A 19,677-nucleotide genomic window follows, 5' to 3' on the forward strand; every position below is an offset into this window, starting at 1 on the left:
GATCCGCCTCCTCCCGGCGTTCGAGGAAGACCTTCATGACCGCGATCACTCCCGAGACGGGCCTCCGCGCGCGCGTGCGCCGGCTCGCGGCGTTCGTGGTCGCCGCCGGCGTCTGCGCCCTGGGGGTCGGCGGACCGGCGATGGCGGCCGACCAGCCCCCCGCGGACGACGACCAGCGGGTGGAGCTGCATGTCACGGCGGGCCTGCGCGGCACCGTCGCGCCGGGCACGTCGACCTCGGCGGTGATCACGATCGACAACGAGACCGCGTCGGAGCTCTCCACGGGCCGGGTCGAGGTCGAGCTCGGCAGCACGCCGCTCGGCGACGATGCCGCCGTCACGGACTGGCTGGACGAGGGGCGTGCTGCCGGTTCGTTCCTCCCACTCGGCGACGAGGCCACGAAGACGGCCGAGGCCGGAGGATCCGCGACCACGACGGTGTTCGTGCCGCAGGAGACGCTCGAGCCCCTCGCGCCCGGCGTGTACCCGCTGCGGGCCGTCCTGAGCGATGCCCGCACGAAGGACACCGCGGGGCAGCGCACCACCACCTGGGATGCGACCGCGACGAGCGTCCTCGTCGTCACCTCCGCGCCGACCAGTCCGATCGGGGTGCTCGTCCCGATCACCGCGACCCCGGCCGGCGGAGCCCTGCTGAGCGCCGAGGAGCTCACCGACCTCACCGCCCCCGACGGCGACCTCACCGCACAGCTCGACGGCGTGGCGGGGACGACGGCCGTGCTCGCACTCGATCCCGCCATCCCCGCCGCCATCCGCGCCCTCGGCACGGCCGCCCCCTCGACGGCCACGGACTGGCTGGAGAGGCTCGAGGAGCTCCCCAACACCCGCTTCGCCCTGCAGTTCGGCGACGCCGACCTCACCGTGCAGGCCCAGGCCGGTCTCCCGGATGCCCTGGCGCCACTCCCGCTGACCTCCCTGCTCGACCCCGCCGCCTTCCCGCAGCAGCGCGCCGTCACGCCGACGAGCACGCCCGGGACCGCGGCGGTACCGTCTCCCACGCCGACCGACGGCCCCGCGCTGCCCACCGATGAGGAGCTGGCGGAGATCGACGGGGCCATCCCGGGGATCGTCTGGCCCGAGAGCGACCTCGCGCAGGGCGACCTCGCCGCCTTCTCCGGCTACCTGGACCGGAAGACGACGACGGTGGTGTCGTCGACGACGGTCGGTGGGCAGAGTTCCGCCCACGCGACGTCGGGCGGCCAGGACCTGCTCGTCATCGACGCCGCCACGTCCGCCGCGCTGTCGGCCGCCGCGGCCGAATCCTCCTCCGCCCCGCGTCAGGCGCACCTGGCCGAGGCCGCGGCGCGGCTGTTCCTCGCGGGTGCCCGTGCCCCCGGTGCCCCGCTCCTCGTGGGGCTGGATCGCGACGAGAACCGCTCGGCCGACGCGCTCCGCGACGCGATCTCGGCGGCGGACTCCGTCGGATTCGAGCTCTCCGCGGTGCGCGCGGCCCCTGCCGCCTCCGTCACTGTCCCGGATGCCGCTGCGGCCACCAGGGCCCCTGACCTCGCGAACCTGCTCACGGACGAGGGCGCCCTCACCGCGTTCGCCACCGTCCTCGACGACCCCCTCGTGCTGCTGAGCCCGGAGCGCATCCGGATCCTGCGCACGATCGCGGTCGGCTCGTCCGATGAGGCCTTCGCAGAGAAGGTCGCGGCCCATCGAGCCCGCACCACCGAGACGCTCGGCGCGGTCAGCATCCCCGACTCCAGCACCATCCAGCTGCTCACGGCCAACGCCGACCTGCCGATCGCGGTGCGCAACGACCTCCCCTGGCCTGTGACCGTGCGGCTGTTCGCGGCCCCCAGCGATCCGCGCCTCGAGGTGAAGCCCGTGATCGACGTCGAGGTGCAGGCGAACTCGACGACCAGGGCGAAGGTGCCCGTCTCCGCCCGGGTGGGCAGCGGCGAGCTCGATCTGCGTCTCGCGCTGACCAGCCCGACGGGAGTGCCGATCCAGTCGGAGCAGACCGTCCGCGTGGCGGTGCGGGCGGAGTGGGAGACCATCGGGCTCGTCATCTTCGGCGGCCTGGCCGTGCTGCTCATCGCTCTCGGCGTCGTCCGCACGGTGCGTCGGAAGCGCCGGGAGGCGATCGAGGAGCAAGCGGTCGAGGCAGCCGTCGAGGAACTGATCGAGGAGAAGGAGGCGGAGGCCGCGGTGCAGGAGCGTCTCGACGGCCCTGATGCCCCTTCCGCGAAGGAGTCGCGTGACTAGTCTCGGACGCGCCAGCGCCATCATCGGCGCGGGCACCCTGGTCTCCCGCGTGACCGGGCTGCTGCGCAGCATCATCCTCGTGGCGGTGATCGGCTCGTTCGGGTCGGGTCCTGCCGACGCGTTCGCCGCGGCCAACACCCTGCCGAACAGCGTCTTCTCCCTCATCTCCGTCGGGATCCTCACCGCGGTCATCGTGCCGCAGATCGTCAAGGCCACGGCTGACGCCGACGGGGGAAACACCTTCATCTCGAAGCTCTTCACCCTCGGCACCGTCGTCCTGGTCGCCGTCACGGCGGTGGCCACGATCGCAGCACCCTGGCTCGTGCAGATCGTGGCCGGCGGGTTCTCGCCCGCGACCCAAGCGCTCGCGACCGCCCTCGCCTACTGGTGCCTGCCGCAGATCCTGTTCTACGGCCTCTACGCGCTGCTGGGCGAGGCTCTGAACGCGCGGCGTATCTTCGGGCCGTTCACCTGGGCCCCCGTCGTCAACAACATCGTCTCCATCATCGGGTTCCTCATCCTCGGGTGGGTCTTCGCACCGGTCTCCCGGAACTCCGCCGAGTGGACCCCGGAGATGATCGCCACTCTCGGCGGCACGGCGACCCTCGGCATCGCCGTGCAGGCGCTCATCCTGCTCCTGTTCTGGAGGCGGACGGGCCTCTCCCTCCGTCCGGACTTCCAGTGGCGAGGGGTCGGCCTCGGCAACGTGGGGAAGCTCGCCGGATGGACGTTCCTGATGGCATTCGCCTCCCTGGCTGCGGGCGTGCTCCAGGGCAACATCGTCAGCAACGCGTCCGGCACCGGGGCGTCCCTCGCCGTGACCACGAACGCGTGGCTCATCTTCATGCTGCCCTATTCCGTCATCGTCCTGTCGATCGGAACCCCGTACTTCACGCAGATCAGCGAGCACGCCGCCGCAGGTCGCGATGACGAGGTCCGGGGGGACATCTCGCGAAGCATCCGCACTCTGCTCTTCTTCATCGTCGCCGCCGTCGCCGCCGTCGCCGCCGCGGCCATCCCCGCCTCCCGCGTCTTCACCGAGAGCCCCTCGGATGCCGAGGGCGCGGCCATCGTCCTCCTCTGCTATCTGATCAGCCTCATCCCGCTCACGATCCTGTTCATCGTCCAGCGCACCTTCTACGCCTACGACGACACGCGCACCCCCTTCTGGTTCACGATCTTCCAGTGCACGTTGATCGTCGTGACCGCACTGGGCGCGGCCGCGCTCCTGTCCGCAGAGGTCATCGCCCTGACCCAGCTGGCTGCCGCCGTGGCTCTCGGCCAGTCCATCGCCAGCACGCTGCAGACGATCGTGGCGACCTGGCTGCTGCATCGCAAGATCGGCGGGCTGGGCGTCCTCTCGTGGATGCGTGCCCTGGCGCTCTTCGCGATCGCCGCGATCCCGGCCGGTCTCGCCGGCTGGGGCACCTTCCTCCTCCTCGGCGGGACGACGGGATGGGCGACGTCCGGAGTCATTCCCGGCACCCTGGCGACGGCCGTCATCGGACTCGTCGTCGTGCTCGTCTACGTCGCGATCCTCGCGGTCTTCCGCGCCCCGGAGCTGAAGGCCGCCGGCGGGCTCGTCCGCCGCTTCCTTCCCGGCCGCTGACGCGGGAATGCCCCGCGGTTACCATGGGTTGAAGCAGTCGGACGTCTTTCGACGGCACCGCCTTTCTAACGGAGATCACATGCGTCAGGTCATCATCATCGGCTCCGGCCCCGCCGGATTCACGGCTGCCATCTACGCGGCGCGCGCGAACCTGGAGCCGCTCCTCATCGCGAGCTCCGTCGAGGTCGGCGGAGAGCTCATGAACACGACCGAGGTGGAGAACTACCCCGGCTTCCCGGAGGGCATCCAGGGCCCCGAGCTCATGGCCAAGTTCCAGGAGCAGGCTGAGAAGTTCGGCACCGAGGTGCTCTACGACGACGTCACCGAGCTCGACGTCGCCGGCCCCGTCAAGAAGGTCACCCTCGGTTCGGGCGCCACCCACGAGGCGAAGACCATCATCTACGCGACGGGTTCCGCTTACCGCAAGCTCGGCATCGAGGGCGAGGAGCGTCTCTCCGGCTTCGGCGTCTCCTGGTGCGCCACCTGCGACGGCTTCTTCTTCCGTCAGAAGACGATCGCCGTCGTCGGCGGCGGTGACTCGGCGATGGAGGAGGCCACCTTCCTCACGCGCTTCGCGGACAAGGTGTACGTCATCCACCGCAAGGACACCCTGCGGGCCTCGAAGATCATGCAGGAGCGCGCCTTCGCGAACGAGAAGATCGAGTTCGTGTGGAACAGCGAGGTCGTGGAGATCCTCGGCGACAACGCCGTCTCGGGCGTGCAGCTTCGTTCCACCGAGGACGGCTCGCTGCGCGACCTGCCCCTCGACGGCCTGTTCATCGCCATCGGCAACGACCCGCGCACCCACCTCGTCCACGAGAAGCTCGAGCTCACGCCCGAGGGGACGATCTGGGTCGACGGTCGCTCCTCGCGCACGTCGGTTCCCGGAGTCTTCGCCGCCGGCGACGTGATCGACCCCACCTACCGCCAGGCCATCACCGCCGCCGGGACGGGCACGATCGCGGCCCTCGACGCCGAGCACTTCCTCGCAGACCTGGAGGACTCCTCCGTCGAGGTCCCCGCGGCCGAGGCCGCCGAGGTCATCACGGCCTGACCACGGCCGGGAACACTTTCCCCCCGCCCGTTGTTGCAACAGGCGAACCTCGAACAAGGAGAACTCTGATGAGTGCAAAGGCAACGAGCCAGGCGACCTGGGAGCAGGACGTGCTGCAGGCCGATGGTCCCGTGCTGGTGGACTTCTGGGCCGAGTGGTGCGGTCCGTGTCGTATGGTCGCGCCGGTGCTGGACGAGATCCAGTCCGACAACCCCGACAAGATCACCATCCTCAAGCTCAACGTGGACGAGAACCCAGAGCTGGCCATGAAGTACCAGATCACGTCGATCCCGGCGATGAAGGTCTTCCAGGGCGGAGAGGTCAAGACGACGATCATCGGCGCCAAGCCGAAGTTCGCCCTCGAGCAGGATCTCGCCGCTTTCCTCGGCTGATCCCCCACGACCACGAAAAGGGCCGCACCTCCGGGTGCGGCCCTTTTCGCATTCTCCGCGCCGCCCGTACCGGTCAGCGACGGATCAGGAGAGAACGAGGAGCATCGGCGTCAGGAGGCGTCAGCGATGCGCGGGTCCCAGCGACGGTGTCGCTGCTTCTCATCCAGAAGCCCCCAGACGGCCGGGGTGAGCTCCGGGTATTCGAGGGCGATCTGGCGCAGCACCCGGTAGTGTCGCGCGGCGTTGGGTCGGACACCGTCGTTGGCAGCGATGTTGTCCGCACGGAGCAGGTACACGACGAGTTCGTCGACGCTGGGCAGCTCCTCCATGAACTCCCAGGGGTCCTCACCGCCCAGAAGGCGCTCCTGGACGAGGACGGCGAGTTCGTCCGACGCCTCGGCGCGCAGCACTTCCAGGCTGGCGCGACGGGGGACGGCTTCGGTCATCCCTCCAGCCTACGCGCGTGCGCGACGGGGTCGGCGCTCCACCTTCGCATCCTCGCTCATGTCCTCGAGCTCGCGGCCCTTGGTCTCCGGCACCTTGAAGAACACGAAGAAGAACGACAGCAGCGCGAAGAACGCGTAGAAGCCGTACGCGAAGGTGAGGCCGATCTCGGCGAACGCCGGGAACGTCGTCGAGATGAAGAAGTTGGCCACCCACTGCGCCGCCGCGGCGACGGCGAGAGCGCCGGCACGGATCGAATTCGGGAAGATCTCGCCCAGGAGCACCCACACGAGCGGGCCCCAGCTCGCACCGAAGAACACGACGAAGCCGTTGGCGCAGATGAGGGCGACGGTGGCCCAGGGATCGGGCAGGGTCGCGGTTCCGGAGGCGTCGAGCGTGCCGAACGAGAAGGCGAGCGCCATGAGTCCGAGGGTCACCGTCATGCCGACCGAGCCGACGAGGAGCATGATCCGACGACCGACCCGGTCGACGAGAAGGATCGCGACGATCGTGACGACGATGTTCGTGACGGAGGTGATGACGGACGTGAGGAGGGCACTGGATTCGTCGAAGCCCACCGACTGCCACAGCGTGGTGGAGTAGTAGAAGATGACGTTGATGCCGACGAACTGCTGGAACACCGACAGCAGGATGCCGACCCAGACGATCGGCTTGAGCCCCAGCCGGCTCCCCCGCAGATCCCGTAGCGACTCGGAGCGCTCCGTGTCGATCGTGCCCGTGATCTCCTTGATCTTCGCTTCGGTGTCGATCGTCCCCGTGACGGTCTGGAGCACTTCCGCGGCGCGCTTCACCTCGCCCTTGCGGACCAGGTAGCGCGGCGACTCCGGCAGCCGCAACGACACGAGTCCGTAGACGAGCGCGGGGATGGCCGCGACCATGAACATCCACCGCCACGCGGTCAGGCCCCACAGCGGCTGGTCGGCCTCCCCCGCGATGCCCGCCAGCAGGGCGTCGGATAGGAGGGCGGCGAAGATGCCGAGGACGATGGCGAGCTGCTGCAGCGATCCGAGCCGACCGCGGATCGCTGCCGGCGAGACCTCCGCGATGTACGCGGGTGCGATCACCGACGCCGCACCGACGCCGAGGCCGCCGATCACGCGCCAGACGATGAGGTCGACGACGCTGAAGGCGAGGCCGGAGCCGATCGCCGAGACGAAGAACATGGCCGCGGCGACCACCATCACGGGGATGCGTCCGAACTTGTTCGAGACGGGCCCGGCGAACCAGGCGCCCACGGCGCAGCCGATCAAGGCGGACGACACGGCGAAGCCCTTGAGGCCCGTGCCCAGATCGAAACCGGAGACGTCTCCGGCCAGAGCGTCGACGGCGCCGTTGATCACCGCGGTGTCGAATCCGAAGAGGAATCCGCCCAGAGCCGCCGCGATACTGACGGCGATCACGCGACGCTTGATACTCGCTGGATCAGCTGATCTGGACATGACATCCCCCTCGCATCGTCGAGATGACGCGAGTCTATGTCACCCCCGACCGGGGGCGCGGTCACCGCGCGGAGCCGTACCCTTCTTCGCCCAGCTCCTCGAGAATGCGGTTCAGATCCTGGATCGATGCGAAATCGATCGTGACCTGGCCTTTTCGTGCACCCAGGGAGATCCGGACGCGCGTGTTGAGCCGGTCTCCGAGCTTGCCGGCGACCTCGTCCAGGTAGGCCCGCCGCGCACCCGGGGTGGGCTTGGGAGTCTTCCCTGCGGACGGCTGCGACTTGGCGGCTTCCTCCGTCGCGCGAACGGACAGGTCTTCGTTGACGACCTTGTCCGCCAGACGCTGCATCGCTTCCGGAGAGTCCACGCTGAGGATCGCGCGGGCGTGTCCGGCGGTCAGCACACCGGCGGCCACTCGCTGCTGCACCGGCACCGGCAGCTTGAGCAGGCGGATGGTGTTGCTGATCTGCGGACGGGAGCGCCCGATGCGCGTGGCCAGCTCCTCCTGAGTGATGCCGAAGTCGTCGAGGAGCTGCTGGTAGGCCGACGCCTCTTCCAGGGGATTCAGCTCCGAGCGGTGGAGGTTCTCCAGCAGCGCGTCACGCAGGAGGTCCTCGTCGGCCGTGTCGCGGACGATGGCGGGGATCGCCTCGAGTCCGGCCTCGCGGGCGGCCCGCGTGCGCCGCTCCCCCATGATGAGCTCGTACTCGCCGTCGCTGTTCTTCCGGACGACCACCGGCTGCAGTACGCCGAACTCACGGACGCTGTGCACGAGTTCCGCGAGGTCCTCGGGGTTGAAGTGCGTGCGGGGCTGCCGCGGGTTCGGCACGATCGCCTGCGGGTCGACCTGGATCAGGTGGATCCCCGGCACCGCCTCGAGTTCGGTCTCGGGCGCGGCGTTGGCGCTCGCGGAGGGAGCCTCGGGGGTCGGAGCGATCTTCGCACCGGGGAAGAACACGTCGACGGGACGCTCGGTCTGGTCCGCCGTCGGGATGAGGGCGCCGATGCCGCGGCCGAGTCCAGTGCGCTTCGCCATTATTTCTCCTTGCTCTGCGTCTGTCGCGACGCGATTTCGACGGCGGCCTCGCGGTACGCGATCGCCCCGGCGGACTGACCGTCGTAGGCGATGACCGTCTGGCCGAAACTGGGGGCTTCCGACACACGGACGGAGCGCGGAATCACGGTGTCCAGCACCTGCGAGGGGAAGTGGGACCGCACTTCCTCCGCCACCTGCTGGGCCAGCCGCGTCCGTCCGTCGAACATCGTGAGGAGGATGGTCGACAGATGCAGCCCCGGGTTGAGGTGCTTCTGGATCATCTGGATGCTGCCGAGCAGCTGGCTCAGACCCTCCAGGGCGTAGTACTCGCACTGGATCGGGATGAAGACCTCGTTCGCGGCAGTGAAAGCGTTGATCGTGAGCAGCCCGAGGGAGGGAGGGCAGTCGATGATGACGAAGTCCACCGGATGGTCCGCGAGGTAGTCCTCCAGAGCCCGGCGGAGGCGGTGCTCTCGCGCCACCTGCGCGACGAGTTCGATCTCAGCACCCGCAAGATGGATCGTGCTCGGCGCGCAGAAGAGATTCGGGCTCTCGGGGCTGGGCTGAACGATCTCCGCAAGGGGGAACTCGTCGATGAGGACATCGTAGACACTCGGGGTGTCGGCGTTGTGCGGCACCCCAAGGGCAGTGGAGGCGTTCCCCTGCGGATCGAGGTCGATGACGAGCACCTTCGCGCCCAGTCCCGCAAGCGCGGATGCGATGTTCACGGCGCTGGTGGTCTTACCCACACCGCCCTTCTGATTCGACACCGTCAGGATGCGAGTGTCGCCACTGAACTCGACGGAGACCCCTTCCAGCGCGCGGCGCCGGGCGGAGAGATCCGCGATTTCTCGCGCGAGGGGTGTATCCATCCCGAACGACTCGTTCGACGATGCCTTCTCGGACTGTTTCACGTGAAACATCCACTCCTTTCGGGGCCGCGTTCCACTCTAATCGCAGGGACCGACCTCGCAGCACAGGCGCGACCAGGCAGCAGGGTGCGTGCCTCGCGCGCCGTGTCCGCCGAATGGACCGCATGGCGCTGGACACGGACGTTTCACGTGAAACGCCTGGCTGCCCTCCCGTCCTGGAGAACGGCCTAGGTGCCACACCTCTTTGGCCTGTGGTCCGGCGTGACGGGCGGAACTGGCTTCGCCATCATCCGCGTCCTCCGGATCACGTCGGATCGGGAGCAGACTTCCACCAGGTCCGCGAATCAGCGCCTCGTTCACCGATTCGGTCGCATACGAGGCCCTGGCACGCTCTCCCCGGCCACCGCAGATGCTCCTCCCCCCCCGTCTGTGTTTCCGCGCAGTCCCGCAGCCCAGAATCCGTAAGGGCCCCGACACCGGGGCCCGGGCCTGGACATGGGCACTCCGGCACACGCAGGCCCCACCTCTACGGGTCCCAATCGGAGACCGAGACAGCCACCACGGAGCCAGGCCACCACGCGGGAACGCTCACGGTGCTGGCTTCCTTGTCCTGTCTGAGCAGCCCCCTGCACCCCCCAGCTCGCCCGAACCACGCCAACGTCGTGTGAACCTCCACATCGTGCCTTGGTCTACCCCAGGAACTCGGCGCAGTCTGCGTGCGTCTTGGTGCTCCGTTCGCGCCCGCCTCCACCCGTCGCTACCGCGCGGGCCACAAGTGGCGCATGCCCCTCCCCGGCACGCAATCCACGCGTCCGGTGAGAACGCACTGCTCCTTACGCGTGGGAACAGGCGATGAGTCCATACTCTCGGTGCCGTTTCACGTGAAACGCCCGGGCGTGCCCCCTGGGGGCGTGCGCTCACTCCGTGTCGCTGAGTACCGCAGGTGATCCAGGAGGCCGGCGTCACGCGATCTGTCGAAGACCGCGAGCACTGACGCCCGCTGGAGTGCGCCCTCCATGCCGTGCCGCAATCGAGTAGCTCAGCACCAGTGCTCGCCACGGTATGCCCCCGCGATTTCCCCAAGCCGACACGCGAGCTCCCGTGCGGACCCCGTCGATATCACGGCCATCCGTCGGCGCTCGGTCACGCACATGAAACCCACGCAGTCGCCGGCCCAGAAAGCACAACTCATTCCCCCGCGCCCGCCGGGGTGCTCACTGCCGCCTACAATCAGAGAATCAGACAGCCCCCGCCGAACCCCTCACCAGTGGAGCACCCGCGCTCACCAACGACCGCTCACCAGCCGTGTCAAACACCGCGGGCACCACCGTGAGCGTGAGGCAACCCACGACCGACCCCCCACGACTAACGCCTCACGACGAACTGACTCTCAGCGTGCCGGGCTTCGTCAGATGACACAACCGCCCCGACCCCCGCCGCACCCGAGAGGGTGTTCCCGTGAACCAGCGGCACGGCGCCCGGACCTCGGCTCTGCGCGCTGCGATCCTTAGCCGGGGACGCCGCGCAGCATTAGATGCTGGCTTGGATAGCGAAACGCCTGGTCACCTCCCGGCCCACCGTCCGTCCCCACCTGCTGCTGGCAGCGTTTCACGTGAAACCGCCGAATGACGCCCGACACTAGCCTCTACGTGCTGCCACCCGTGGCCCATGCCGCCTCGCAGCATGAGGCAGTCCGTTTGGGTACTGTCCCGGCCGTCCCGCACACCCACAGCCCTCGGCCGTCAACCGCTGTCAGTCATGGTTTCACGTGAAACAGCCCTACCTCCCCGACGCTCGGCAATGCGCGCTGCACTCCTTGCCAACTCCCGCCGCGCGGGGGGTCAGGCACGGCTCTTGGATCGCAAGGCGATCGCTCTGCTTACTGAGAACCCTGCACCCCCGCAGTTGTCGCCAGCGTTTCACGTGAAACGGCCGCACCGCTCCCGACCCTTGTCCCTGCGCTCTACGCTCCTCAACCTACGTCGCCGCGCAGCCGTACGTACTGGCTCTGGCAGCGAGGCGACATCTCCCCTCGATACCAGCGCTTGGCCCCCAGCTGCATTCATCCTGCCGTTTCACATGAAACGTCGGCCCGTGACTCTGGCCTCAGCGCACCGACGGGTCCGACGCCAGAAGCTGCGCCTGCCGGCGCCGCACTTGCGTACGTCTATCGTGCCACCCGGACCCTTGGAGAGCCGCAGTCGGGATATCTCGTCGTCCTTGTTTCATGTGAAACGGACCAGGGCCGCCACGGGGCCGTCAAAGCAACGCACACACCTCTCGCCAATGCGTCCGGGCCGGCTGAGCCAGCCAGTCCTCCGCCCGCCGTCGCGAGGACGCGCTGAGCGGGGCCGCACTTGCATTGCCACCCGATCTCGTATCTGGGCGCCGCTTTTCGGATTGCGGGCCCCACGACACATCGTGCCAGGCGTTCGTGACGAGTGGTTCTGCACGATACGTGGCGTGGGTACCTATTTGGGCGCCCGGGCCCTGCTCGTGCGGACTCGGTAGTCCTGCCTTGGCAGCTCCCGGAAGACAAGGTGTGGCGAGATAGTCACGGCACGGACGCCCCCACCCCCAACGGTCGACGGACACCGCCAACCCCTCAACCGGACGGGCCTCATCCCCCCTTGGCAAAATCTCCACCTCACATCGCGCCGCGGCCCAACCACGTTCGCGGTACCGGCCGAGGCCGGAGAGCGACACCTGTCGACGCATCGGCGCTCGGCAGTGTGACGGTTGCCTACTCCCCTGCATCGCTTTCCTATCCGCCCCGGCCAAGGGTGCAGACATGAGGCTGTTTCACGTGAAACAACTCGAGTCCGCCGCAAGGAGAGATCTGCCGTAGACCACCCGAACTGCAGCGTTCACACGCGCCATGCAGACGTCCGGACCCGTCAAGTTCGCCGCAGCCAGTCGGATTCACGCCCATTGCGCGGCGCACCGACTCAGCGCTTCCCAGCCCTGGCGCATCGATCCGCGCAGCGGCTCAATCGATGCGACGACAGGACGAACCTTCGCGGGGCGCGGTGAACGACGACTGCTCCGACTTCGATCTGGACGAACACAGCCGCAACCGCAGCGGAGCGGCCTACGGACGTGATCGCACGACATCGCCCCATGGAGAGTGATCTCCCGGCGACGTATCGACGGCGCCGGAAACATGGGGGCACGGTAGGACCCCGGGTCAGCCCCGTGTCCCGGGAGACGGCGACGTCTTCAGCGCACGGAGGCGCGGACGACTCGAGTGGTCTCCGGGAGCAACCCCTCGCCCAGCACTTCGACCCGAACATCCGCGAGCTTGAACTTCGCGATCTGCTTCCGTGCCGCTTCGATCTCGTTCGCGGCGTTCATCCCCTTCAACAGGGCCAGTTCCCCACCATCGCGGACCAGCGGAGCGGTCAGAGGGATCAGGGTCCGCAATGCGCTCACCGCACGAGCCGTGACGACATCGAAGGCGCCCTTCGCACGCACGTCCTCGGCACGCGCGCGGAGAATGGTGACATTCGTGAGCTCCAGGTCGTTCACTTGCTCAGTCAACCAATTGATCCGACGCTCCATCGGCTCCACGAGGGTCCACGACACGTCGGGCCGCGCGATCGCGAGCACCAGACCGGGCAGTCCGGCCCCGGACCCGATATCCGCGACGGAGCCGTGGAAGAGGGGCGCGGCGATCGCGCTGTTCAGGATGTGGCGCGTCCACAAGCGCGGCAGTTCCAGCGGCCCGATCAGGCCCCGCTCCTCCCCCTCACGCGCAAGGGAGTCCGTGAACCGTCGAGCGAGTTGCAGGCGCTCCCCGAAGATCCGGGCAGCGACGGCCGGCTCCTGCTCGACGGTCTTCTCGCCGAAGTCCTGCGTCTCGGACACGTGCCAGCGCTCGCCTTCCGCGCGTCAGTGCCGACGCAGGACCGTGTGGCGGTCCGCGCCCTCGCCGTACGACTCGGAGACGAGACCGCGCTCGGCGGCGATGTCGTGGACCAGCTTGCGCTCATAGCTCGACATCGCCGGGAGCGAGGCCTGCGACGAGCCCTCATCGAGCTTCGCGGCCGCCGCCTCGACCAGAGTCACGAGCTGACGGCGCCGCGCGTCGCGGGATCCGCCGATGTCGAGGATGAGGCGCGAGAACGAGCCGGTCTTGTTCTGGACGGCGAGACGCGTGAGCTCCTGCAACGCCTGCACCGTATCGGGAGCGGAGAGCAACGCGAGCCCGTCACCCTCGGCCTCGACCGAGACGTAGGCACGACCCTGACGGACGTCGAGGTTCAGATCACCGTCGATGTCTGCGATGTCGAGCAGCTCCTCGAGGTAGTCCGCCGCGACGTCCCCCTCGTTCTCGAGCTGCGCCACAGTGGGCACTGTGCTCCCGGTCACGACCTCGCTCATGACGCGTTCCCCTTCTTCTTCGCACGCTTCTTACCGACCGGCTGCTGCCGCTTCGGCGCCGCCGCCTTCGCCTTCTCAGCCTCCTCGAGCAGACGCTGCTGCTCGGCCTCGTATGCAGCCATCGGGACGACCTTGCCGGAGGAGTCGATCGCCTTGCCCTTGCGGGCGAGCCGCTCTTCGCGGGCCTTGGCGGCTTCGGAACCGGGAGTCGGCATCTCACGGATGACGAGGAACTGCTGCCCCATGGTCCAGAGGTTCGAGATGAACCAGTACACGACCACGCCGAGCGGGAAGAAGACACCGGAGAAGATGAAGCCCAGCGGCAGAACGTAGAGCATGATCTTCTGCATCTGGTACGCCTGGCCGGTCTTGGCCTCCGGCGAGAGGTTCTTCGAGATGATCTGCAGCTGCGTGAAGAACTGCGACGCGATCATCAGGACGACCAGGGTGATCAGGATGATGATCGCCGTGACGTTCTGGGCCTCGATCGCGTTGCCGAGGTTCTCGTGCAGGGACGCGACCCCGAAGAGCTTGGCGTCGTAGAACTCCTGCGTGAGTTCCGCGCTCAGCAGCCCGACACCGCCGACGCCCTGCGTCGCGTGCTTGCTGACGTCGCTCAGCACGCTGTAGAGCGAGAAGAAGATCGGCATCTGCACGAGCAGGGGCAGACAGCTCGACATCGGCGTCGTGCCGTGCTTCTTGTACAGCGCCATCGTCTCGCGACTCATCGCCTCGCGAGAGAGCTGGTCCTTCTTGCCGCGGTACTTCTCCTGGACTTTGCGCAGTTCAGGAGCGATTTCCATCATCTTCCGCTGGCTCTTGATCTGCTTCACGAACAGCGGGATGAGCGCTGCACGGACCACGATCACGAGGCCGACGATCGAGAGGACCCAGGTGATGCCGGACGCCGCAGGGAGACCGACGGCCGTCAGCAGCCAGTGCCAGGCGACGAGGATGAGCTCGACGACCCACTTCAGCGGCCACAGGATCGTGCCGAGCAGATCGAATCCGCCGGATGCCGGTTCCGGGCTGGGGGTGGCACTGGCGAACAGAAGGTCAAGACCCACCGATCAGTCCTTTCGGGAGGGGACGACGAAACCGTGTGCGGTCAGGTCGTAGCGGAAGTGTCGATGCGGTGTGACGTCGTCGACGCCTCCGCGAGACCAGGGGTTGCAGCGGAGGATGCGCCACGCCGAGAGCAGAGCCCCCCGCACGGCGCCGTGCTGCTGCACCGCACCTACAGCGTAGGCGGAACAGGAGGGGTAGTACGCACACACGTCCCCGTACATCGGCGAGACCACCTTGCGGTACCCCGCGAGAAGGGTCAGCACGGCGTTGCGCGGAAGGAGCGGAATGCTCCGGAGCACGTCGCGTCCGCGCATCTCTCCCGTGCCCACCGACGACGCCGGCAAGGCGGTCATGATGTGGCCTCGACGGGCGCGAGCCGCGCGAGACAGCGGTGCACGTCACTGCGGAGTTCCGCATACGACGCCGTCGCCGACGCAGGAAGGGCACGGATGACGACATCCGTGCCCTGAGGAACACGTGGGAGCGCCTCCGCACAGACGGCTTTGAGTCGCCGGCGCACGGTGTTGCGCACCACAGCGGTGCCCACCTGCTTGCTGATGATGAAACCGAAACGCGCTGCGCTGCTCTCACCGGTCGCCAGCATGGAGGTGAGGACGCGGGCCCCGCCACAACGCGATCCGCGTCGAACGACCAGTCGGTAGTCGCTCCCGCGGGTCAAACGGAACGGGCGGGCGAGCACAGCTGCTTACGCGGAGAGCTCGGTACGGCCCTTCGCGCGGCGTGCCGAGAGGATGGCACGGCCGGCGCGGGTGCGCATGCGGGCACGGAAGCCGTGCTTCTTGGCGCGACGACGGTTGTTGGGCTGGAAGGTGCGCTTGCTCATGAGATCACTCCGGGAATGCTGCCACCGGATTCACTTCGACCGGAGACATAGGGAACTGCCGTACAGGCATAAGTCAACCGATTAAGGGTACGTCTTGGCGGCGCACAGGGCAAATCTGCCTGTCACGGCCTAGGCGGCCCCGCGCGCGAGGGTGCGATCCACCTCCGGCGGCGCCCACTGCCGAAGGCGCACCGTCACCAGGCCGGTCGCCGAGCCGTCACCGACCCCGTAAGCGAGGACCACACGGTCCGGGTTCACCCTTCCACCATCCGGGGTGATGGTCATCGCGACAGGCCGAAGCGCCCGCAGGAACTCCTCCTCCGAGCTGTCCCTCCCCCATCGCGCACCCTCCCACGCCTGGAAGAGCTGCGCCGCGGCGGAGTCCTCCCGGCGCAGCGCGGACGCGATGGTGTCCCGGGCGAGGCCATCGGCCACCTGGGGGTGATCGAGCATCACATCGATGTCGTCGACGGCCGCTTGCGTCAGCCGGTCGGGATAGTCGATCTCCAGTCGCGCACGGATCTGCTCTCCCGCGAAGTCGATCGTCTCCTCCATGGCGCCGCCGCCGGCGCCGCCGTCGAGAAGGATGGGTCCGAGATGCCGACTCTCCATGGCCGTCACACCCCGAGATCCGCGCTCAGGCGCTCATCGGCCAGCAGCGTCCGCACCGTCTGCTCCGCGTTCGCATCGGTCTGGAAGTAATCCGCCACCGTCGCGTCGAACAGGTCGTGGCCGCGGGAGTACTCGGCGATCGTCAGGTCAAGGCAGCGCACGACGAGGGCATGCAGGGCGGTCGCCTCTGCGTGCGTTCCGTTCGAGGACCAGCCGATCCCCGCGCTTCGCGGCGTGGGCGCACTGGCCGGTGCGCTGCCGAGCGCCGATCGGGCACCGGACAGCGTCTCCTCGATCCGACCCATGTTGCGTGACACGATGTTCGCGTCCGTCTTGTCGATCCGCATCGCCCCGTCGCGGACCGGATACTCGCCCAGCGTGGACGCGTCGAGGTTGTAGCTCGCGAGATCACCGCGGATCGTCGACTCGGCGGAGGTCAGCATCGTGGCCAGCGCCTTCTCCTGGGCGGTGATCGTCTCGTCCAGCTTCTTCAGCGCGTCGGTCAGGGACTTCAGGATCGTGTCGTAGGAGCTCCCCGAGATCGCGGCATTGGCGGTGATGCCGGCGAGGGCCGTGTTCGCCGCGAAGGCCACACCGCCCAGACCGGCGACGGCAGCGACGGTTCCCGCGCCCGCCGTGACGATCGATCCCACTGCACCGGCGACCGCGGCGAGCACCGTCAACTGGAACGTCGCGGTCGCCGCCGACGAGTTCTTCGCCTGGGTCTCCCAGGCCACCCGGGCGCTGTCGCAGATCGTCGCGACGTCGTCACCCACCGCCGGCCACATCGCCCCGCACGCGGCGTAGTTCGCCTGGAGGATCTTCGCGGCCTGCCCGATGCCCGGGTGCACCGCCGAGAACTGGGTGTAGTACTTGTCGACGAAGGGATCCCGGAAGCTCCCGTCCATCCGGTTCAGGACCACCTCGGCGACGGTCCCGTTGGATGTGGCGATATCGCTCCCGCCCATGGCGTTCGGATCCGTCCCCGAGGCGCCGAGCTGAGCTGCCGCCGCGTTGGCGGCACTCTGCGGGGTGGCACACGCGGAACCGTCCGGGAGATTCCGCCACCGCTCGACGAGGCCGTCGATCGTGGAACGGATGGCGTCGAACTGGGCGACGCAGGACACACCGTCCCCGTACCCCACGCTCTCACCGCCGCCGGAGCCGTCGGCTTCGGGCCGGAAGTACTGATACGGGGCCCAGCCCCACTTCGCGTAGGTGCCCTCGTTCCCCCACACGGGGTCGAAGCCCTGGTCCGCCATCCAACAGTCGATGGCGGCTCGTTTCATCTTTCCGATGATCTCGTCCAGCTCGGCGTATCCGGCCACTTCTCATCCCCCCGTCTCGTCGAATGAGGGCGGCATCGATCCGGTCGACCATGCGAACCGGAGGACGTCCGTATCCCCCCGGGTATGCTATTCGAACCGTCGATGAGCGGGAAGTGCTGTCCCAGCGAGAGGCCGCGATGACCCACCAGCAGACCCATTCCGACTCCGGTTCCGAGACCACCCGCGACGGCAGGCGGACTCGGACGCTCCCCACCGCGGCGATCGCCACGGGAGTCGTCTCTCTCATCCTCCTGGTCGCCCTCGCCGTTCCGTACTACGCGCTCCAGAATCCCTGGCTGATCCCCGTCTTCGTCCTCGGCGCCGCAGCCGCGATCGGCGGAATCGTCCTTGCCCGCCGCGCGCGCCGCGCTCCTTCGGACGAGCGCCGCACGGCGGGTCTCGGGCTGGCAGCCGCCCTCGCCGCCCTCCTCCTCGCGCTCATCCTGCTGATCGTCTTCCTGAGCGGACTCTGGTCACCCCCGCTGAACAAGGTGTTCCTCGAAGGAACGGGACCGCAGTCCGGGGTGACAGCCACCTTCAGCAGCGACACCGAGACCAGGACCCTCCCCTGGCCGGCGGTCGGGAACGCGCAGTACACCACGTCGGAGTCGTCGGCCTGGATCACGATCACGGCACCCACCGACAGCGACGATCAGACGGTGGGATGCAAGATCTACTGGAACGACGAGCTGGTCGTCGAGGAGACGTCGGATTCCGGCACGGTCAGCTGCGAGTACGACGCCGACTGAGAGCACTCGCCTCCGCTCCACACAGGAGCTATCCACAACCCCGGCCACGCGACCGAGCCGCCACGGGGCTTGATTCTCCGCGGCAGGTTGCCGTTCCCGACGACGATGACTAGCGTGGGCATCCGTAGTTATCCACAGGGCAGCCTCTCCCGCGCTCCCTTCCCGAACATCGTCCGGAGCACCATGTCCTCATCAGCCCAGCCCGAAGTCCCGATCTGGACCACGGTGCAGGAGCTGCTGGAAGCCGACGACCGGGTCACCCCCCAGCTCCAGGGGTTCCTGAGTCTCGCGGTACCGGCCGGCGTGATGTCGGCGACGCTCTACCTCGAGGTGCCGAACGACCTCACCGCGGCCCAGATCAACAAGCGCCTCCGGCTGCCCATCATGGAAGCCCTCGCGCACATCGGCGAGGAGGTCACCTCGTACCGGGTCGTCGTGAACCACGAACTGGCCGAGCAGCCCACCGCCCCCATCGCCGTGGCGGACTTCGGTCGGCAGGAACCGGTGCGCGCCGAGTCCCCGATGGAGCAGCCCGCGGCCGTGCGTCACGAGTCGCGCCTCAACCCGAAGTACACCTTCGACAACTTCGTGATCGGCCAGTCCAACCGGTTCGCCCATGCCGCGGCGGTCGCGGTGGCCGAAGCGCCGGCCAAGGCCTACAACCCGCTCTTCATCTACGGCGACTCCGGACTGGGCAAGACCCACCTCCTCCACGCCATCGGCGACTACGCGCAGTCCCTCTATGCGGGGGTCAAGGTGCGGTACGTGTCGAGTGAGGAGTTCACGAACGACTTCATCAACTCGATCGCCAACAACCGCGGTGCCGCGTTCCAGGCGCGCTACCGCGACGTGGACATCCTCCTCATCGACGACATCCAGTTCCTCCAGGGGCGCGCGGAGACGCAGGAGGCGTTCTTCCACACCTTCAACACCCTGCATGATCACAACAAGCAGGTCGTCATCACGAGCGATGTCGCGCCGAAGCACCTGACCGGCTTCGAGGACCGCATGCGCAGCCGCTTCGAGTGGGGCCTCATCACCGACGTGCAGGCACCCGACCTCGAGACCCGCATCGCGATCCTGCGCAAGAAGGCGCAGAGCGAAGCCCTCCACATCCCCGACGAGGTGCTCGAGTACATCGCCACGGTCGTGTCCTCGAACATCCGCGAACTCGAGGGCGCACTCATCCGCGTCTCGGCGTTCGCGAGCCTGAACCGCTCGGCCCTCGACATCTCCCTCGCCCAGACCGTGCTGCGGGACATCATCGACACGGCCGAGGACAACATCATCTCGCCGACCGACATCATCACGGCGACCGCACAGTACTTCAAGCTCACCGTCGACGATCTCTACGGCTCCAGCCGCTCGCAGCAGATCGCCACCGCACGGCAGATCGCCATGTACCTCTGCCGTGAGCGCACCAGCCTCTCCCTCCCGAAGATCGGGCAGCTCTTCGGCAACCGGGACCACACGACGGTCATGTACGCCTACAAGAAGATCAGCGAGCTCATGAAGGAGCGCCGCTCGATCTACAACCAGGTGACCGAGATCACCACGCAGCTCGGTCGTCGCTGACGCCTGAGCGCACGAGAGGG

General features: G+C 68.0%; 18 protein-coding genes. 6 read left to right on the plus strand and 12 right to left on the minus strand.

The annotated features are described in order from the left end of the window. Positions 1 to 35: 35 nt before the first annotated feature. From D8M34_RS08770 to trxA, 4 genes are all read left to right on the plus strand, one after another. On the plus strand, positions 36 to 2,231 hold the full coding sequence (locus D8M34_RS08770; RefSeq protein WP_126893791.1) for a DUF6049 family protein: 2,196 nt from the start codon (positions 36 to 38) through the stop codon (positions 2,229 to 2,231). Beyond that, a complete protein-coding gene (murJ, locus tag D8M34_RS08775; protein WP_062765876.1) occupies positions 2,224 to 3,840 on the plus strand; it encodes a murein biosynthesis integral membrane protein MurJ in 1,617 nt (538 codons plus the stop codon). The genes D8M34_RS08770 and murJ overlap by 8 nt, the downstream gene beginning before the upstream one ends. A 79-nt stretch (positions 3,841 to 3,919) precedes the next feature. After that, a complete protein-coding gene (gene trxB, locus D8M34_RS08780) occupies positions 3,920 to 4,894 on the plus strand; it encodes a thioredoxin-disulfide reductase (RefSeq protein ID WP_025102858.1) in 975 nt (324 codons plus the stop codon). Between the two features lie 68 nt (positions 4,895 to 4,962). Beyond that, positions 4,963 to 5,286, plus strand: coding sequence for a thioredoxin (gene trxA / locus D8M34_RS08785; RefSeq protein ID WP_025102859.1), 324 nt, complete (start codon positions 4,963 to 4,965; stop codon positions 5,284 to 5,286). Positions 5,287 to 5,396: 110 nt separating this feature from the next. Here the strand turns inward: trxA and D8M34_RS08790 are convergent, their stop codons facing one another. From D8M34_RS08790 to D8M34_RS08845, 12 genes are all read right to left on the minus strand, one after another. Then, positions 5,397 to 5,732, minus strand: a complete 336-nt coding sequence (locus D8M34_RS08790; protein ID WP_062765879.1) for a hypothetical protein — start codon at positions 5,730 to 5,732, stop codon at positions 5,397 to 5,399. A gap of 9 nt (positions 5,733 to 5,741) precedes the next feature. Then, positions 5,742 to 7,190, minus strand: coding sequence for a sugar porter family MFS transporter (locus D8M34_RS08795; RefSeq protein ID WP_197426474.1), 1,449 nt, complete (start codon positions 7,188 to 7,190; stop codon positions 5,742 to 5,744). Between the two features lie 61 nt (positions 7,191 to 7,251). After that, positions 7,252 to 8,226, minus strand: coding sequence for a ParB/RepB/Spo0J family partition protein (locus tag D8M34_RS08800; protein ID WP_062765882.1), 975 nt, complete (start codon positions 8,224 to 8,226; stop codon positions 7,252 to 7,254). Further along, positions 8,226 to 9,149 carry a ParA family protein gene (locus D8M34_RS08805; RefSeq protein WP_062765885.1) on the minus strand — a complete coding sequence of 308 codons (924 nt, stop codon included), beginning with the start codon at positions 9,147 to 9,149 and terminating at the stop codon, positions 8,226 to 8,228. The genes D8M34_RS08800 and D8M34_RS08805 overlap by 1 nt, the downstream gene beginning before the upstream one ends. Before the next feature lie 3,168 nt (positions 9,150 to 12,317). Then, positions 12,318 to 12,965 carry a 16S rRNA (guanine(527)-N(7))-methyltransferase RsmG gene (rsmG, locus tag D8M34_RS08810; protein WP_062765888.1) on the minus strand — a complete coding sequence of 216 codons (648 nt, stop codon included), beginning with the start codon at positions 12,963 to 12,965 and terminating at the stop codon, positions 12,318 to 12,320. Between the two features lie 24 nt (positions 12,966 to 12,989). Next, the gene (locus D8M34_RS08815; RefSeq protein WP_062765892.1) at positions 12,990 to 13,481 is read right to left on the minus strand and encodes a Jag family protein; all 492 of its coding nucleotides are present in this window, start codon (positions 13,479 to 13,481) and stop codon (positions 12,990 to 12,992) included. Further along, the gene (yidC, locus tag D8M34_RS08820) at positions 13,478 to 14,548 is read right to left on the minus strand and encodes a membrane protein insertase YidC (protein WP_060921330.1); all 1,071 of its coding nucleotides are present in this window, start codon (positions 14,546 to 14,548) and stop codon (positions 13,478 to 13,480) included. Before yidC ends, D8M34_RS08815 begins: the two co-directional genes overlap by 4 nt. Before the next feature lie 3 nt (positions 14,549 to 14,551). Further along, entirely contained in the window at positions 14,552 to 14,902 is a 351-nt protein-coding gene (gene yidD, locus D8M34_RS08825; protein ID WP_062765898.1) for a membrane protein insertion efficiency factor YidD, read from the minus strand. Then, positions 14,899 to 15,249 carry a ribonuclease P protein component gene (gene rnpA / locus D8M34_RS08830; RefSeq protein ID WP_126893792.1) on the minus strand — a complete coding sequence of 117 codons (351 nt, stop codon included), beginning with the start codon at positions 15,247 to 15,249 and terminating at the stop codon, positions 14,899 to 14,901. The genes yidD and rnpA overlap by 4 nt, the downstream gene beginning before the upstream one ends. Before the next feature lie 6 nt (positions 15,250 to 15,255). Further along, entirely contained in the window at positions 15,256 to 15,393 is a 138-nt protein-coding gene (gene rpmH, locus D8M34_RS08835; protein WP_022879826.1) for a 50S ribosomal protein L34, read from the minus strand. A 129-nt stretch (positions 15,394 to 15,522) separates the two neighbouring features. Further along, the gene (locus D8M34_RS08840; RefSeq protein ID WP_029989164.1) at positions 15,523 to 16,014 is read right to left on the minus strand and encodes a hypothetical protein; all 492 of its coding nucleotides are present in this window, start codon (positions 16,012 to 16,014) and stop codon (positions 15,523 to 15,525) included. Continuing rightward, positions 16,011 to 17,333, minus strand: a complete 1,323-nt coding sequence (locus tag D8M34_RS08845; protein WP_062765900.1) for a hypothetical protein — start codon at positions 17,331 to 17,333, stop codon at positions 16,011 to 16,013. Before D8M34_RS08845 ends, D8M34_RS08840 begins: the two co-directional genes overlap by 4 nt. A 113-nt stretch (positions 17,334 to 17,446) precedes the next feature. Between D8M34_RS08845 and D8M34_RS08850 the strand changes: the two genes are divergently transcribed. Both D8M34_RS08850 and dnaA read left to right on the plus strand, forming a co-directional pair. Continuing rightward, positions 17,447 to 18,082, plus strand: coding sequence for a hypothetical protein (locus tag D8M34_RS08850; protein ID WP_025102870.1), 636 nt, complete (start codon positions 17,447 to 17,449; stop codon positions 18,080 to 18,082). A 183-nt stretch (positions 18,083 to 18,265) separates the two neighbouring features. Beyond that, complete coding sequence (gene dnaA, locus D8M34_RS08855) at positions 18,266 to 19,657, plus strand: chromosomal replication initiator protein DnaA (RefSeq protein WP_062765903.1); 1,392 nt, start codon at positions 18,266 to 18,268, stop codon at positions 19,655 to 19,657. Positions 19,658 to 19,677: the final 20 nt, after the last annotated feature.

Source organism: Microbacterium sp. HSID17254, from assembly GCF_003989315.1.
In the GTDB taxonomy this organism is placed as follows: domain Bacteria; phylum Actinomycetota; class Actinomycetes; order Actinomycetales; family Microbacteriaceae; genus Microbacterium.